The organism is Halomonas sp. DN3 (genome assembly GCF_024137905.1).
Taxonomy (GTDB): domain Bacteria; phylum Pseudomonadota; class Gammaproteobacteria; order Pseudomonadales; family Halomonadaceae; genus Halomonas; species Halomonas litopenaei.
In genome coordinates this window covers 2154458-2171144 of sequence record NZ_CP099965.1, presented here as the reverse complement: position 1 = coordinate 2171144, position 16687 = coordinate 2154458, and the positions used below count along the sequence as shown (strand labels likewise).

Sequence of the window (16687 nt, the reverse complement as noted above, 5' to 3'; positions counted from 1 at the left end):
ATTCCCTTTCACCACAGGTACCGACATGAACCAGATCACGCCCTCGCTGAACGACCGTCACGATCCTTCGCGCAAGATCGCCGCCCCCACCGGCACCGAGCTGTCGTGCAAGAGCTGGCTGACCGAAGCCGCCCTGCGCATGCTGATGAACAACCTCCACCCTGACGTCGCCGAGCGTCCCGAGGATCTGGTGGTGTACGGCGGCATCGGTCGCGCTGCCCGCACCTGGGAATGCTTCGACAAGATCGTCGAGGTGCTCAAGCGCCTGGAGGACGACCAGACCCTGCTGATCCAGTCCGGCAAGCCGGTGGCGGTGATCCCGACCCACAAGGACGCGCCGCGGGTACTGATCGCCAACTCCAACCTGGTGCCGGCCTGGGCCAACTGGGAGCACTTCAACGAGCTCGACAAGAAGGGACTGATGATGTACGGCCAGATGACCGCCGGGTCCTGGATCTACATCGGCTCCCAGGGCATCGTCCAGGGCACCTACGAGACCTTCGTCGAGGCTGGCCGTCAGCACTTCAACGGCGACCTCAAGGGCCGCTGGGTACTGACCGCCGGCCTCGGCGGCATGGGCGGCGCCCAGCCGCTGGCGGCGACCCTGGCCGGCGCCTGCTCGCTGAACATCGAGTGCCAGCAGTCGAGCATCGACTTCCGTCTGCGTACCCGCTATCTGGACGAGCAGGCCAACGACCTGGACGACGCGCTCGAGCGCCTTGCCCGCTACACCAGTGAAGGCAAGGCCATTTCCATCGGTCTTTGCGCCAACGCCGCCGACGTCCTGCCGGAACTGGTCAAGCGCGGCGTCAAGCCGGACATGGTCACCGACCAGACCAGCGCCCATGATCCGCTGCACGGTTACCTGCCCTCTGGCTGGACCTGGGACGAGTACGTGGCCCGCGCCAAGAGCGAGCCCGACGCAGTGGTCAAGGCCGCCAAGGCCTCCATGGCGGTGCATGTGCGCGCCATGCTCGAGTTCCAGAAGATGGGCGTGCCCACCTTCGACTACGGCAACAACATCCGCCAGATGGCCCAGGAAGAAGGCGTCGAGAATGCCTTCGACTTCCCCGGCTTCGTCCCGGCCTACATTCGTCCGCTGTTCTGCCAGGGCATCGGCCCGTTCCGCTGGGTGGCGCTGTCCGGCGATCCGGAGGACATCTACAAGACCGACGCCAAGGTCAAGGAGCTGATCCCCGACGACGAGCACCTGCACCACTGGCTCGACATGGCCAAGGAGCGCATCAGCTTCCAGGGTCTGCCGGCGCGTATCTGCTGGGTCGGTCTGAAGGATCGCGCGCGCCTCGGCCGCGCCTTCAACGAGATGGTCAAGAACGGCGAACTCAAGGCGCCCATCGTCATCGGCCGTGACCACCTCGACTCCGGTTCCGTGGCCAGCCCCAACCGCGAGACCGAGTCCATGCTGGACGGCAGCGACGCGGTGTCCGACTGGCCGCTGCTCAACGCCCTGGCCAACACCGCAGGCGGCGCTACCTGGGTCTCGCTGCACCACGGCGGGGGTGTCGGCATGGGCTTCTCACAGCACGCCGGTGTGGTCATCGTCGCCGACGGTACCGACGAGGCCGATGCCCGCCTGGCCCGCGTCCTGCGCAACGACCCGGCAAGCGGCGTGATGCGCCATGCCGACGCCGGCTACGACATCGCCAGCCAGTGTGCCCGCGACAACGGCCTCGACCTGCCGATGCTCAAGGACTGATGCCGTCCCGGGCGCGGCCAGCCGCTGGCGCGCCCGACCCTGGCATCGAGGCGCCTTGTCCCTGAGGGCGCCTCCTGCCCGGGAGCGCCATGTAAAAAGCGCAGACGCCTGCACAAAGGCCGCCCCTCAGGCGGCCTTTATCGTGTACAACCGTGATTCACTTCGATGCCACTTGATACGTGCGCCGACGCCCCTGAAGCGGCCGGCGACGGGTCAGGCGCAGCACTGCTTGAACTTGCGCGCACTGCCACAGGGACAGGGATCGTTGCGTCCCGGCTTGAGTCGAGACACCCTGGCCTCGCCATCCAGATAGACCCAGCGCCCCTGGTAGCGAACAAAGCGCGAACGCTCTTCCAGCACGCCCCAGCGCTGGCGCCCTCTCGGACCCTCGGCATAGGTCGCACGAAACTGCACCCAGCCCTGATCGCCTGTTTCACCGCTATCGAGTATCTCGAGACGCTTCCAGCGGGTATCGTCGTCACCGCCCAGTTGCGCCGGGCAACTGTCCGGGTGCCAGCTATGGCGAAGGTAGTCCTCGAGCCCGAGGGCGAAGGCCGCAAAGCGCGAGCGCATCAGCGCCTCAGGCGAACCTGCGTTCTCGCCCTGGTGCAGCAGACCGCAGCAGTGCTCGAGGACCAGGCCACTGCCGCAGGGGCAGCGGGTGGATGACGTCGTGTTCAAGGTGCGGCTCTCCTCTCATCTACCTTGCGTTTTGCCACAGCGCGGGCCTTGTACGAACACCCGACGTGGGTGGCAACGCTTTAAACAGACTGCCGACCTGTACCGGCCTCACGCAAATACCGACCAGCCGGTGGCCTTGGACAGCCCTTCCAGGGCAGCGGTGCCCTTGAGCGAATTGCCGTAGCGATCCAGGCCCGGCGACCACACTGCGATCGAGGCCACGTTGGGCACCACCGCCATGATCCCGCCCCCGACACCGCTCTTGCCCGGGAAGCCGACCCGATAGGCGAAGTCCCCCGAGCCATCGTAGTGGCCGCAGGTCATCATCAACGCATTGATCGCCCGTACCCGCTCGAGCCCGATCATGCGCTGGCCCTCGAAGCCACCACACAGAAAGCGTGTGGCCCTGGCGAGCTGGGCGGTGGACATCTCGATGGCGCAGTGATGGAAGTAGGTGCCCAGCACCCGGTCACAGTCGTTGGTCAGGTTGCCGCAGGAACGCAGGAAGTAGGCCAGGGAGAAGTTGCGATCCCCGGTGGCATGCTCGGAGCGCGCCACCTGCTCGTTGATGTGGATGTCCTCGTCGCCGGAGGCCTCGCGCAGAAAGCGCAGAATCTCGCCGAGGGTATCGCGCGGCGCATTGCACCCGAGTACCGCGTCGGTGGTGACAATCGCCCCGGCGTTGATGAAGGGATTGCGGGGAATGCCCTCTTCCACCTCCAGCTGGACGATGGAGTTGAAGGCCCGGCCCGATGGCTCGCGCCCGACCCGCTGCCAAAGACCATCGCCGTGACGCCCCAGCGCCAGCGCCAGGGTGAAGACTTTCGACACGCTCTGGATCGAAAAGGCCTTGGCGGCGTCGCCGGCATGAAACTCCTGTCCATCCACGGTGCACACACTGATGGCGAACTGACGGGGATCGACGCAGGCAAGTTCGGGGATATAGCTTGCCACCTGGCCCCACTCGCCAGCCTGACGAGCCTCGCGATCCAGCCTCTCGACCAGCGCCTGCAGTTGTTCCGGCGTAAGGGTCTTTCCCATGAGCGTGATTCTTCCAGGAGCCTGACAAGGCTGGCGATGGTCGCCCCCTCCTTCGTGGCTGTCAACGCCGGTTCCCGGCCGGGGACAATCTCCCGGGCGATATGTCCCGCTCAGCGCCCGCGCCGCTTGGTGCGCATGGTCGCCTCGGCGGCAAGCGGATCTTCTGGCCAGGGGTGCTTGGGGTAGCGGCCGCGGTTCTCCTTGCGCACCTCGGGGTAGACGTTGTGCCAGAAGCTTCGAAGGTCCATGGTCGTCGCCAGCGGCCGCCGCGCCGGGGACAGCAATTCCAGGCGTACCGGCACCCGCCCGTCGACGATACAGGGCGTGGCTTCGCAACCGAACAGGGCCTGCAGCTTGGCGGCCAGCACCGGCACGATACGCGTGCCGTGCTCGTCGCCGTCGTCGACCTCACGCTCATAGCGCAAGGCCGCACTGTCACCGCTTGGCAGCGCCAGCCGTCGCGGTGCCAGCTCGTCCAGCTGGCCCGCCAACGGCCACGGCAGACGTTCGCGCAACAGCCGTTCCCAGGGCAGCGCCAGCACCTGATCGAGCCTCGACAGGCCATCCAGATGCGGACCGAGCCAGTCCTCGAGCTCGGCCATCAGGCTGGCGTCGTCAAGCTCCGGCCACTGGGGATCATGCGTCCGTCGCAACAGCGCTACCCGTCTTCTGAGCTGTTCTGCCGCCTCGTCCAGCGGCAGCGCCTCGCGCTGCCCCAGGGCGTCGAGCAGCGCCCTATGCCTCGCCTCTCGACTCGGCGGTCCTGCCAGGGGCTTGCGCTCCAGCACCACGGCATCGAGGGCGCGTACCCGCTCGCCTTCCAAGCGTCCCGCCGATGCGTTCCAGGCGACCCGTTCGGTCCAGTCGACAAGTTCAGGAAAATGCGCCAGCAGTGCCGCCTCCTCGATCCGCACGCCGCGATAGAGTCTGGCCTCACGCTGGCGACCGTCCAGGTCCACCGCGACCAGCAGGGGCGCATGGGCCAGGGGGTGATCGCTTGCCAGCGTCACCAGGCCACCGCCACGCAGGCGAAAGCGTCCGGGCGAAAGGTGCTGAGCGACACGGTCGGGGTAGGCGCAGAGCAGAAGCTCGCCCAAGGTTATTGAGGCGCCCGGCTCGCCTGTCTCACGCGGCTCGCCCATACGGGCCTTGTCCAGCGCCACCCCGGCGCGCTTGCACAGTCGCCGGGCCTCCCGCTGCCAGGCAGGGTCTGGCCTCGGCGACGACAGCAGCGGTACGAACACCCGCTCCAGATCCGGCTCCCGTGAGGCGCCCTGACGACCTTCCAGCCAGGCGGCCAGGGCACAGGCCAGGGCCAGCGACGCCTCGCCGGCGCGGCTGGCTCGCTCCAGCATGGCGGCGAGCCGGGGATGCACCGGCCAGCGTCCGGCTGCCCGGCCCAGCGAACTCAAGCCGCCATCAGGCTCGACCAGCCCGAGGGACTGCAACAGCCGACGCCCGCTATCCAGGGCCGCTGTCCCTGGCGAAGTCACCCAGGCAAGCGCGGACACGTCCTTGACGCCCCAGCGCGCGAGTTCGAAGGCCAGGCCGGACAGGTCTGCCTGGTGGATCTCCGGCTCGGCGTGGGGCGGCAGCGGCTGCTCTTCCGCCCACAGCCGATAGCAGCGTCCGGGCCCCTGGCGCCCTGCCCGCCCACGCCGCTGATCGGCGCTGGCTCGGTTGACACGGCGGGTCTCGAGACGCGAAAGCCCGGTACGCGGGCTGAACACCGGCACCCGCTCCATTCCGGCATCGACCACGCTGCGCACGCCATCCACGGTGACACTGGACTCGGCGATGGCGGTGGCCAGCACCACCCGACGCCGGCCATTCGGGTCAGGACGAAGGGCAGCGCGCTGCTGCTCGAGCGGCAAGCGTCCATGCAGCGGCAGTACCGCGATATCCTCCAGCCGCTCGCCCAGCCAGCGCCCGAGACGTTCGATTTCGGCAACCCCAGGCAGGATCACCAGCACGTCGCCAGCAGGATCACCACCACCCCTGGCATCGTCATCTCCGCCATTGGAGACAGGATCGGACGCCTGCAGCGCCTCCATGACCACCCGGCCCTGCTGCTCCTCCGCCGAGGCGCGCTGGGACAGCGGCCGATACAGCGTCTGGACCGGATACTGCCGCCCCGGGCACTCGATCACCGCCACGTCCTGCCCCAGCACGCCTTGCATGGCGGCCACGTCCAGGGTGGCGGACATCACCACCAGGCGCAGGTCCTCGCGCAGCCCCTGCTGGACGTCGAGGGCCAGCGCCAGCCCCAGGTCGGCCTCCAGACTGCGTTCATGGAACTCGTCGAAGAGGATGCCGGTGACGCCCTCCAGCATGGGGTCATGCTGCAGCATGCGCGACAGCACGCCCTGGGTGACGACTTCGAGGCGAGTCGTCGGGCCGACGCGGCTCTCGCCACGCATGCGATATCCCACCGTCTCGCCCGGCCGCTCGCCCAGCAACTCGGCCATGTGGCCCGCCGCCAGACGCGCCGCCACCCGACGAGGCTCCAGCAGCAGCAGACGCCCGCGACCATCGTCGCCACCGCACCAGTCACAGTCCAGCAGGGCCAGCGGTACCCGAGTGGTCTTGCCGGCCCCGGGCTCGGCCACCAGCAGCGCCCGGTTGTGCTGTTCAAGCGCTACGGTGAGCTGAGGCAGTCGGGCATCGATGGGCAGGCTGGGCGGTGAAGACATCGGCTCGGGGGCTCCTCGGGCGGGACGGGACGGGACTGAACTGGGCTGCACTGGCCTGCACAAGCAAGGCAGCAATGCGCCGCCGATGATAGCACGCCGTTCCCCCAGGGCCCGGCGGCAGCGACCCCGCCCGAGGCCTAATTTGTATACACCAGAAACAACATTTTGTTGCCAGTAGATGACGTTTTTGTCTACGCTCTTCAAGCTGACCGAAAGGTCAGGTTTTTTTAGCGCGACGCCCGTCGCGGCATCACCCAGACAATCGACAGCGGCCACTACAACGACAAGAGGACCCTGAGATGAGCGAGACCACGTCCACGCTTTCACCGCGCGACCGTCATCCGGCAGCCAGCGCGAGTCGCCCTGACGGCGACGACGGTACTGCGGATCAAACCAACCAGGACGCCGTCGGCCGGCTTGCCTGGCTGGATCGCTACTTCAACGTCAGCCGCCGGGGCAGTTCGCTGAAGACCGAACTGCTGGCCGGGATCGCCACCTTTCTGGCGGGCATGTACATCATCGTGGTCAATCCGGCGGTATTGTCGGACGCCGGCATTCCCTTCTCAGCGGCGCTGTCGGCTACGGTGGTCATCAGCTTTCTGAGCAGCCTGGCCATGGCGCTGTACGCGCGAAACCCCATCCTGGTGGCGCCCGGCATGGGCATGAACGCCCTGTTCACCTACACCCTGGTACTGGGGGCGGGTCTGTCCTGGGAGGTCGCACTCGGATGCGTGTTCTGGTCCGGTGTGATGTTCGCCGTACTAGCCATGTTCAACGTCCGCGAGGCGATCATCGACGCCATTCCGCCGTCGCTGCGCTACGCCATCACCTGCGGTATCGGCCTGTTCATCACCTTTATCGGTCTCAAGAACGCCGGCTTCATCGTGGCAAGCCCCGCCACCCTGGTCAGCCTGGGCAGCCTGGACGCAAGTCTCGCCACCTTCTTCATCGGGCTGATCGTGACCGCAGTACTGGTCATTCGCGGCTTCAACGGTGCCCTGATCCTCGGCATCGCCACCACCACCCTGCTGGCCGCACCGATGGGGCGTCTGTGGGGTGACGAGGTGGTCGTGGCATGGCAGGGACTGGCCGCCTGGCCGGACTTCTCGGCGCTGGGCCAGGTCGACGTGCTGGGGGCTCTCAAGGTCGCCTACCTGCCCTTTATCTTCGTGATGCTGTTCACCAACTTCTTCGATGCGCTGTCGTGCTTCATGGCGCTGTCGGAATCCGCGGGACTCAAGGATGCCAAGGGCAACCCGCGCAATCTCAAGCGCTCGATGACGGTGGACGCCTTCGCCTCGATGATCGCCGCTCCGCTGGGCACCAGCGCCGCCCAGACCTTTATCGAGTCCGGCGCAGGGGTCGCCCAGGGCGGGCGCACCGGCCTGACCGCGCTGGTGATCGCGCTGCTGTTCCTGCCGTTTCTGTTCCTGTCGCCGCTGCTGTCGCTGGTGCCGGGCATCGCCACCTCGCCGGCGCTGGTGCTGGTCGGCCTGTTCATGATGGCCCCGGTGGGCAAGATCGACTGGGCACGCTTCGAGGAGGCCTTTCCGGCCTTTCTGGCGATCATCCTGATGCCGTTGACCTACTCGATCACCCTGGGCATCGCCTTCGGCTTCATGAGCTTCGTGCTGATCAAGCTGGCCACCGGCAAGTTCACCGAGATCAAACCCGCCATGTGGGTGTCCGCGGTACTGTCCGCGATCATGCTGGTGACAGCGCAATAGCGTAAGCAAGCGCCACCGGGCCTCAGCCCCGTGGCGCCGACACCACCCCGCAGTCCTTCAATATCACCTGGGTCAGAAAATCGGTGACACGCTGCATATTGTCATCGGTGAAGTCGTCATGGCCGGTGATGCCGGCGACCTGGCTTTGGCAGGTAATGAGCAGCGTAGTGCTGGCGACGTCCCCTGCTATGGCGCGGAGGAAGATCTTACACCGCAACCCTTCAAGACCACCTGGGTCAGAAAATCGGTGACCCGCTGCATATCGTCATCGGTGAAGTCGTCGTGGCCGGTGATGCCGGCGACCTGGCTTTGAAAGTCTGCATAGTGCTGGGTCGCCGACCAGATCAGGAAGATCAACGATACCGGGTCCACCGGGTCCATCAGGCCGCGCTCGGCCCACTGACGAAACACCTCGGCACGGCTTTCGACCCAGTCGCGCAGCTCGCCACGCAGATAGTCCTGCAGAAAGGGAGCGCCCTGAAGGATCTCGCCGGCAAACAGGCGCGAGGCCTCGGGGTGGCGTCGAGACATCTCCATCTTCGAGCGGATAAAGGCACTGAGCACCTCGGCGGGATCATCATCCACCGAGATATCGTCGAGCATCATGTTCCAGCGCTCCATCACCCCTTCCAGCAGGCGAACGTACAGCGCCTTCTTGCTGCCCATGTAGTAGAGCACATTGGACTTGGGCAGCCCGGCTTCCTCGGCAATCAGCTTCAGGCTGGCGCCCCGATAGCCGTGACGCGAAAACACTCGCTCGGCGGCGTCGAGTATGTCGCGTTCGTTACGCTGGCGAATGGCACCAGCCTCCGCCTCCAGCGGCGCCTTCAGCGCCGTGTCATCAAGCTGTGAGCCCATGGTTATCCCGGTCGTCGAATCGCCCGCCACCGCCGGTTGCAGGTGGGTCGGCAAGGAGGAAAAGAGTGCCTGAACCCCACCGCTCTGGCAATTGGGCAAAGCGGCTAACCTGGCGCGACAGCGCCTGTGACGGGCAGCTTTTTAGGCCTCTGCCGTGGTCGCCGACAGGAACACGCGGCGGGCACCGAAAAAAACTCGACGGCGTGACTTGAAGAAGCTGACCGATTGGTCAAGAATGAAGTTACTCCCTTGCCATGGCGATGCCCCTTGGTACCGACTCGCTGACAACCACTCGGCTAAGACAGCAACCAGGACATCGACCAGGACATCAACGACGACAACGACAACATAAGCGGACCTGACCATGATCGAGTTCTTCCTCAACGGGCGGCCACGGCGCGTCGACGCCGAGGCCCACCTCAGCGTGCTCGACCTGCTGCGCGAGCGCCTCAACCAGACCGGCACCAAGGAAGGCTGCGCCTCCGGCGACTGCGGTGCCTGCACCGTGGCGATCGGCGAGCCCGATGCCGACGGCAACCTGCGCTATCACAACGCCAACGCCTGCATCATGCCGGCCCACCAGCTCAATGGACGCCACCTGGTCACCGTCGAGGGGTTGTCCCGGGGAGACGAGCTGCACCCTTGCCAGGCCGCCATGGTGGAACACCACGGCAGCCAATGCGGCTTCTGCACTCCGGGTATCGTCATGTCGCTGTTCACCCTTCATGAAGATGACCGCACACGGCCCGCGCCACTGACGCCTGAGCGACTGGAAGCGGCGCTGGGCGGCAACCTGTGTCGCTGCACCGGCTATCGCCCGATCCGCGACGCCGCCCTGGCCATGGGCGACACCCCGGGCTTCCGGCCCGAATGGCTCGACGATGACGCCCTTGCCCGAACGCTTGCCACCAATGTGGGAGAGCCTGCTACCCGCACCGGCTTTTACCAGCCGCGCCGCCTCGATGAACTGGTCGAACTGCGCGCCCGCCACCCCGACGCCCGCCTGGTGGCCGGCGGCACCGATCTCTGGCTCGAAGTCACCCAGAATCTGGCGGACTTCGCCGAGGTCATCGACGTCACCCGGGTAGAACAACTCAAGGTGCTGGAAGCGGGCCACGACGCCAGCGGTCGACCAGGGATGTGGGTCGGCGCTGCCGTCACCTACACGCAACTGGAGCCGCTGTTTGCCGAGCGCTATCCCGCCTTTCATCATCTCCTGCATCGACTGGGCTCTGGTCAGGTGCGCAACCGCGGCACCCTGGGTGGCAACGTGGCCAACGCCTCTCCCATCGGCGACACCCCACCGGTGTTGCTGGCACTCGACGCCCGCCTGCGCCTGACCGGACCCGGCGGCAGTCGCGAACTCGCCGCGGCAGACTTCTTCATCGACTACAAGAAGACCGCCCTGGCGCCGGACGAGTGCCTGGAAGCGATCTTCCTGCCGACGCTGGCAGCTGACCGCCAGCTCAAGGTATGGAAGCTGTCAAAACGGCGTGAGGACGACATATCGGCGGTACTCGGTGCCTTTAGCTGGACCCTGAAGGACGGCAGCATGGCCGAGGTGCGCCTGGCCTTCGGCGGCATGGCCGCGATCCCGGCCCGGGCAACCGGCGCCGAGGCGGCACTGGAAGGCCATGCCCCTTTACCCGAGCGGTTCGCCGCCGCCATCGATGCGCTGGCCGAAGACTTTCAGCCCATGAGCGATGTGCGTGGCAGCAGCGACTATCGTCGACACGCCGCCGCTGCACTGATCGAACGCCTGCGCCTGGTCGTCGCCGACGCGGCATCCCAGGACTCTCAGCACCCGACCCAGGAGGTGATGCTCCATGCGTACGCTCACTGATCTGACCACACCCGCCTCCGCGGCCAGCGATACTGCCGAGACTCCCCGCCACGCACCGGCGACCAAGGGCTTCTCGGGCAGCGCCGCACGCCACGAAAGCGCGGTCAAGCACGTCACCGGGCGCGCCGCCTACATCGACGACCTGGCGCTGCCGGCGGACGCGCTACACCTGGCGGTGGGTCTCTCGCCGGTCGCCAGCGGACGCATCACCGGGCTGGACCTGTCCGCCGTGCGCAGCGCCCCGGGCGTGGTCGACGTGATCAGCGTCGCCGACGTCCCGGGCCACACCGATATCGGCCCGGTCTTTCCCGGCGATCCGATCATGGCCGACGGCGAGGTACTCTACGCCGGTCAGGTGATCTTCTGCGTCGCCGCCACCAGCCATCGTGCGGCGCGCCAGGCGGTCAAGAAGGCGCGTCTGGAGATCGACGAGGTCGAGGCGAGCCTCGACCCGGTGGCCGCCGCCGAGGCCGGGGACGTGGTGCGCCCGACCCACCGCCAGCAGAGCGGTGACTGGGAGGCCGCCCTGGCCGGCGCGACGCACGTCATCGAGGACGAGCAGTTCGTCGGTGGCCAGGAGCACTTCTATCTGGAGGGGCAGGCCTGCGTGGTCCACCCCACCGAAGACGAAGGCGTGATGGTCCACACCTCCAATCAGCACCCCAGCGAAACCCAGAAGCTGATCGCCGAGGTGCTGGGCATCCCCTTCCACGCGGTCACCGTGGAGGTGCGCCGCATGGGCGGCGGCTTCGGCGGCAAGGAGACCCAGGCCTCGCCCTGGGCCTGCCTGGCGGCGCTGGTCGCCCGACGCACCGGCAAGAGCTGCCGTGTTCGCCTGCCCCGGGCCGAGGACATGAAGGTCACCGGCAAGCGCCACCCCTTCCACAACCGCTATCGGCTCGGTGTCGATGAACAGGGCGTGATCCAGGGCGGTGACATCACCGTCATCGGCGACTGCGGATACTCGCCGGATCTGTCCGAAGCCATCGTCGACCGCGCCATGTTCCACGCCGACAACGCCTATTCACTGGGCCAGGCTCGGGTCACCGGTCATCGCGCCCGTACCAGCACCGCGTCAAACACCGCCTTTCGCGGCTTCGGTGGTCCCCAGGGCATGATGGTGATCGAAGCCGCCATGGAGGACATCGCCCGCCGCGTGGGCGAGGACCCGCTGACGGTGCGCAAGCGCAACCTGTATCGTCAAGGCCGTGACCTGACCCACTATGGCCAGACGGTGGACCAGATCACGCTGCTGCATGACCTGATCGAGCGGCTCGAGACCTCGAGCGACTACTGGTCCCGGCGCCAGGCGATCACCGAGTTCAACGCCGACAGCCCGGTCATCCGCAGAGGCCTGGCGCTGACCCCGGTGAAGTTCGGCATCTCCTTCACCGCCCAGCACCTCAACCAGGCCGGTGCCCTGCTGCACGTCTACACCGACGGCAGCGTGATGATCAATCACGGCGGCATCGAGATGGGTCAGGGCCTGCACACCAAGGTGTGCCAGGTGGTCGCCCGCGAGCTGGGGCTCGATCTCGAAGCGGTACGCATCAGCGCCAGCCGTACCGACAAGGTGCCCAACACCTCACCCACGGCGGCCTCCAGCGGCGCCGACCTGAACGGCCAGGCCGCCCGCGACGCGGCCAGCAAATTGAAGTCGCGGCTGTTCGACTTCGCCGCCGAGCGCTACCAGCTCGACCGTCAGGACATGCGCCTGGCACAGGGCGAGCTGATCGCCGGCATCGGCGGCAGCGAACGACGTATCGCCTGGGGCGAGCTCATCCAGGACGCCTACCTGGGTCGGGTGTCGCTGTCCGAGAAAGGCTTCTACGCAACGCCGTTGATCCACTACGATCGGGCCAGCGGCAGCGGACGCCCCTTCTACTACTTCGCCTATGGCGCCGCCGTCGCCGAGGTGGCACTGGACACCCTCACCGGCGAGTACCAGGTGGATCGGGTCGACATCCTCCACGACGTGGGCGACTCGCTCAATCCGGCCATCGACGTGGGCCAGGTGGAAGGCGGCTTTATCCAGGGCATGGGGTGGCTGACCAGCGAGGAACTGAAGTGGAACGAGCGGGGCCAGTTGACCTCGTTCGGCCCGGCCACCTACAAGATCCCCGCCTACGGCGATCTGCCGGCCACTTTCAACGTCGAGCTGATGCAGGGCCACCCCAACTCCATGGCCAGCATCTACCGCTCCAAGGCGGTCGGTGAGCCGCCCTTCATGCTGGGGATGTCGGTGTGGTGCGCGCTGCGCGACGCCCTGGCGAGCCTCACCGACTACCGCCAGGCGGTACGGCTGGACACCCCGGCGACACCTGAGCGGGTCATGGCGGCGGCACGCCTGGCACGCCGGGTGAATGAGAGTCGCGCAGGAGGCACTCCATGAGCGGCGAGCGCTGGTACGACGCCCTGGCCCGCCTCCGGCGCGCCGGCCTGCCCCATGTGCTGGCCACCCAGGTGACCAGCCAGGGGTCGACCCCGCGTGAGCCTGGCGCCAGGATGGTGATCACCGCCGACGCCATCATCGACACCCTGGGCGGTGGCACCTTCGAATGGCAGCTGATCGCCTGCGCCCGGGAACGCCTCGAGCGCGGCGAGGCCGGCCTCAGCCTGGAGGCCTTTTCGCTGGGTGGCCGCAGCGGCCAGTGCTGCGGCGGCTTCGTCAATGTGCTGCTCGAAACGGATCTCGGTACGGCCACGCGCCTGGCGCTGTTCGGCGCCGGCCACGTGGGCCGCGCGGTGGCCTCATTGGCGGCGCCGCTTGGCTGGCGACTCGACTGGTACGATAGCCGCGAGGACGCCTTCAGCGGGCTCGACCCGGCCCCAGGCCAGCATCACCACCGGCTTGACGACTGCAACGCCAGCGCCGAGTCGCTGCCTGCCGGCAGCCACGTGCTGGTGCTGACCCACGACCACGCCGAGGACTACGCCCTGGTCGAGGCACTGCTCAGGCGCGGCGACATGGCCTCGATAGGGCTGATCGGCTCGCGCAGCAAGTGGGCCAGCTTCCGCGGGCGACTGGAGCGTGCCGGCATCCCGCACGATCGCATCGACGCCGTGCGCTGCCCGATCGGCGACTCCGGCGGCGACAAGACGCCCTACGCCGTCGCCCTGGCCGCCCTGGCCGAGCTGCTGCCACTGGCAAGCCCCAGGCCGGAGGGGGCACGTCGCGACGCGCTGCGCGGCCTGGAAAGCGCAGAGGTACGACGCCTGTTTTCCTGAACCTGTCCTGGCCCGGCCTTACCCGTCTGACCGGGTAGCGCCAGGTGTCTGCCTCCCTGGCCGCCGCGCCTGCCGCCCCCTGAACACAACGTCACCGCCACAGTGCGATGACGCGATGCCCCTATAAGCGACGACCCGATAAAGAGTGCCCCATGACCGAGACCCCTAACGCCTCTGCCAGCACCGCGCCCGCGCCCGAGGCTTTTTCCGGAACTTCCGCCGCCGCCTCCACCAGCCCCGCTGGCGGCCCCTGCTCATCGAGCTGGGTCATGCGTGCGCGCATCCTCAGCTTCAACGCCGATCCCGGCGATGGCGACACCCCGCTCGAGGGCAGCGTCAGCTACTTCGCCGACGGCGTGCTGTGGTGGGCCGAGGGTGTCGTTCAGGCGGTGGGCGACTATACCGAGCTCGCCCCCCACCTGCCCGCCGACGCCAGCGTCATCGACCACCGCGACAAGCTGGTGATGCCAGGCTTCATCGACAGCCATGTGCACTACGTGCAGCTCGAGATCATGGCCTCCTACGGACGCCAGCTGCTCGACTGGCTCAACGAGTACACCTTCCCCGAGGAATGTCGCTTTGCCCAGCGCGAACACGCCGAGCAGATGGCCGACGTCTTCCTTGACGAACTGATGCGAGTAGGCACCACCACCGCCCAGGTGTTCTGCTCGAGCCATCCGGCCTCGACCGACGCCTTCTTCAGCGCGGCCCAACGCCGCGACCTGTGCATGCTGGCCGGCAAGGTACTGATGGACCGCCATGCCCCCGAAGCGCTCACCGACGACACCTACGGCGGCATCCGCGACAGCGAGCGCCTGATCAGTGACTGGCACGGCACCGCGCGTCTCGGCTACAGCGTCACCCCGCGCTTCGCGCCTACCTCCACCCGAGCCCAGCTCGACGCCGCCGGTGGCCTTCTGCGCAATGACCCGAGCCTGTGGCTGCAGACCCACCTGTCGGAGAACCTGGGTGAGCTCGACTGGGTGGCCGAGCTGTTTCCGGGCAGCCGCGACTACCTGGCGGTCTACGAGGAATCCGGGCTGGTGGGGCCGCGCAGCACCTTTGCCCACGGCATCCACCTGGACGACGAGATGCGTGCGCGACTGGCCGAGCGCAGCGCCAACATCGCCTTCTGTCCCAGCTCCAACCTGTTTCTCGGCAGTGGCCTGTTTGACCGGGCCGGCGCCCGGGCCCAGGGGCTGAATCTGACGCTTGCCAGCGACATCGGCGCCGGTACCGACCTGTCGGGACTTGCCACCCTCAAGGCGGCCTATCAGGTCGGTCAGCTCAGGGGCACACCACTGACCGCCTGGGCGGGTTTTCATGATCTGACCCGAGGCAACGCCGTATCGCTGTCGCTGGACGATCGCATCGGCAGCCTGACCCCCGGTCGCGACGCCGACTTCGTGGTCATCGACCTGTTCGCCTCGCCGCTGCTGGCCCGACGCATGGGGCGCACCCAGTCACTGGCAGAGGAACTGTTCACCCTGATGATGCTGGGGGACGACCGCGCCATCTACGAGACCTGGGCGGGGGGACGCCTGCAGCACCGCCGCCAGACCTGAAGAACCCGACGACAGGCGCCGGCGACCGGCGCTTGCACTGGGTGATGGCTGGCCGGGAAATTCCTCGGCGAGTGCGCTAGAATGCGCGCCTTGAATACCACACGCTGCCAACGCTGCTCCGGATTTACGCTCCGGCTCGCACGAGGACAACCATGAGTCACGATACCTCACCCCCTGACACAGCCACCGAAACCGCCACTTCTGGTCCAGACACCCTGGTGGTGTGCGCGCTTTACAAGTTCGTCACCCTCGACGACTACGAGGCGCTGCGCGAGCCGCTGCTCGACACCCTGCTCGAGCATCAGGTGCGCGGCACGCTGCTGCTGGCCCGTGAAGGCATCAATGGCACCGTCGCCGGCACCCGCCAGGGCATCGACGCGGTGCTCGCCTGGCTGCGCGCCGACCCACGCCTGGCCGAGCTCGACACCAAGGAGTCACTGACCCGTCGTGCGCCCTTTATGCGTACCAAGGTCAAGCTCAAGCGCGAGATCGTGACCATGGGCGTCGAGGGCATCGACCCGCGCCATACCGTCGGCACCTACGTGGACCCCAAGGACTGGAACGACCTGATCCAGGACCCCGAGGTGCTGCTGATCGACACCCGCAACGACTACGAGGTCGAGGTCGGCACCTTCGAGGGCGCGGTCAATCCGGCCACCAGCGCCTTTCGCGACTTCCCCGAGTACGTGAAGAAGACCCTGGACCCGAGTCGCCACAAGAAGGTAGCGATGTTCTGCACCGGCGGCATCCGTTGCGAGAAGTCCACCGCCTACCTCAAGGAGCAGGGATTCGAGGACGTCTACCACCTAAAGGGCGGCATCCTGAAGTACCTGGAGGACGTACCGAGGGACAAGACCCTGTGGCGTGGCGAGTGCTTCGTGTTCGACGACAGGGTCACCGTCGACCATGACCTCAAGCCCGGACGCTATGACCAGTGCCACGCCTGCCGCATGCCGATCACCGAGCAGGACAAGCAGAGCGAGTACTACGAGAAAGGCGTCTGTTGCCCGCGCTGCTACGACCGTCTGAGCGACGAGCAGAAGGCCCGCTTCGCCGAGCGCGAGCGCCAGATGCGCCTCGCCCGGGAGCGCGGCGAAGCCCACCTGGGCGCCGACGCGGTGGCACGCATGGAAGAGCGTCGCGAGGCCAAGCGACGCGCCAGGGAAGCGGCGCGCGAGGCCAATCGCCAACAGGGCTGATACACGGCTTCTGGTGTTGCACGCCCGTTGATGCACGCCGGCTCATGCACGCCAGCCCTCCAGCCACAACATCAGCAACACCACCCGCCAGACCAAACAAGAGGCGCCCTGGGCTTTCTACCAGAGACGGGCGCC

At 67.1% G+C, this 16687-nt stretch carries 11 protein-coding genes; 7 read left to right on the top strand and 4 right to left on the bottom strand.

The window, feature by feature from the left end; genetic code table 11:
• Positions 1–25 precede the first annotated feature (25 nt).
• The gene (hutU, locus tag NKF27_RS09370; protein WP_213228994.1) at positions 26–1717 is read left to right on the top strand and encodes a urocanate hydratase; all 1692 of its coding nucleotides are present in this window, start codon (positions 26–28) and stop codon (positions 1715–1717) included.
• Between the two features lie 213 nt (positions 1718–1930).
• Here hutU and NKF27_RS09365 read toward each other — a convergent pair whose 3' ends face one another.
• The 3 genes from NKF27_RS09365 to hrpB all read right to left on the bottom strand — a co-directional run bounded on the left by NKF27_RS09365 (position 1931) and on the right by hrpB (position 6132).
• A complete protein-coding gene (locus NKF27_RS09365) occupies positions 1931–2398 on the bottom strand; it encodes a YchJ family protein (RefSeq protein ID WP_253556222.1) in 468 nt (155 codons plus the stop codon).
• 108 nt (positions 2399–2506) lie between these two features.
• Positions 2507–3439 (bottom strand): glutaminase, encoded by a 933-nt coding sequence (locus NKF27_RS09360; RefSeq protein ID WP_205254609.1) that lies wholly within the window; start codon positions 3437–3439, stop codon positions 2507–2509.
• Between the two features lie 110 nt (positions 3440–3549).
• On the bottom strand, positions 3550–6132 hold the full coding sequence (gene hrpB, locus NKF27_RS09355) for an ATP-dependent helicase HrpB (RefSeq protein WP_253556220.1): 2583 nt from the start codon (positions 6130–6132) through the stop codon (positions 3550–3552).
• Positions 6133–6431: 299 nt separating this feature from the next.
• On the opposite strand from hrpB, the gene NKF27_RS09350 reads away from it, so the two are divergent.
• Positions 6432–7859: an NCS2 family permease gene (locus NKF27_RS09350; protein ID WP_239452598.1), complete on the top strand. Its 1428-nt coding sequence runs from the start codon at positions 6432–6434 to the stop codon at positions 7857–7859.
• 186 nt (positions 7860–8045) lie between these two features.
• On the opposite strand, the gene NKF27_RS09345 is transcribed toward NKF27_RS09350, so the two are convergent.
• A complete protein-coding gene (locus NKF27_RS09345) occupies positions 8046–8717 on the bottom strand; it encodes a TetR/AcrR family transcriptional regulator (protein WP_253556219.1) in 672 nt (223 codons plus the stop codon).
• A gap of 364 nt (positions 8718–9081) precedes the next feature.
• Here NKF27_RS09345 and xdhA point away from each other — a divergent pair, with 364 nt between their 5' ends.
• The 5 genes from xdhA (at position 9082) to NKF27_RS09320 (ending at position 16552) form a co-directional block, all read left to right on the top strand.
• A complete protein-coding gene (gene xdhA, locus NKF27_RS09340) occupies positions 9082–10560 on the top strand; it encodes a xanthine dehydrogenase small subunit (RefSeq protein ID WP_253556218.1) in 1479 nt (492 codons plus the stop codon).
• Entirely contained in the window at positions 10544–12952 is a 2409-nt protein-coding gene (gene xdhB, locus NKF27_RS09335; protein WP_253556217.1) for a xanthine dehydrogenase molybdopterin binding subunit, read from the top strand. The genes xdhA and xdhB overlap by 17 nt, the downstream gene beginning before the upstream one ends.
• Positions 12949–13788, top strand: a complete 840-nt coding sequence (gene xdhC / locus NKF27_RS09330) for a xanthine dehydrogenase accessory protein XdhC (protein WP_213228980.1) — start codon at positions 12949–12951, stop codon at positions 13786–13788. Before xdhB ends, xdhC begins: the two co-directional genes overlap by 4 nt.
• Before the next feature lie 269 nt (positions 13789–14057).
• Positions 14058–15353 carry a guanine deaminase gene (guaD, locus tag NKF27_RS09325; protein WP_253556444.1) on the top strand — a complete coding sequence of 432 codons (1296 nt, stop codon included), beginning with the start codon at positions 14058–14060 and terminating at the stop codon, positions 15351–15353.
• Between the two features lie 152 nt (positions 15354–15505).
• Complete coding sequence (locus NKF27_RS09320; protein ID WP_108447844.1) at positions 15506–16552, top strand: rhodanese-related sulfurtransferase; 1047 nt, start codon at positions 15506–15508, stop codon at positions 16550–16552.
• The last annotated feature ends 135 nt before the right edge of the window (positions 16553–16687 follow it).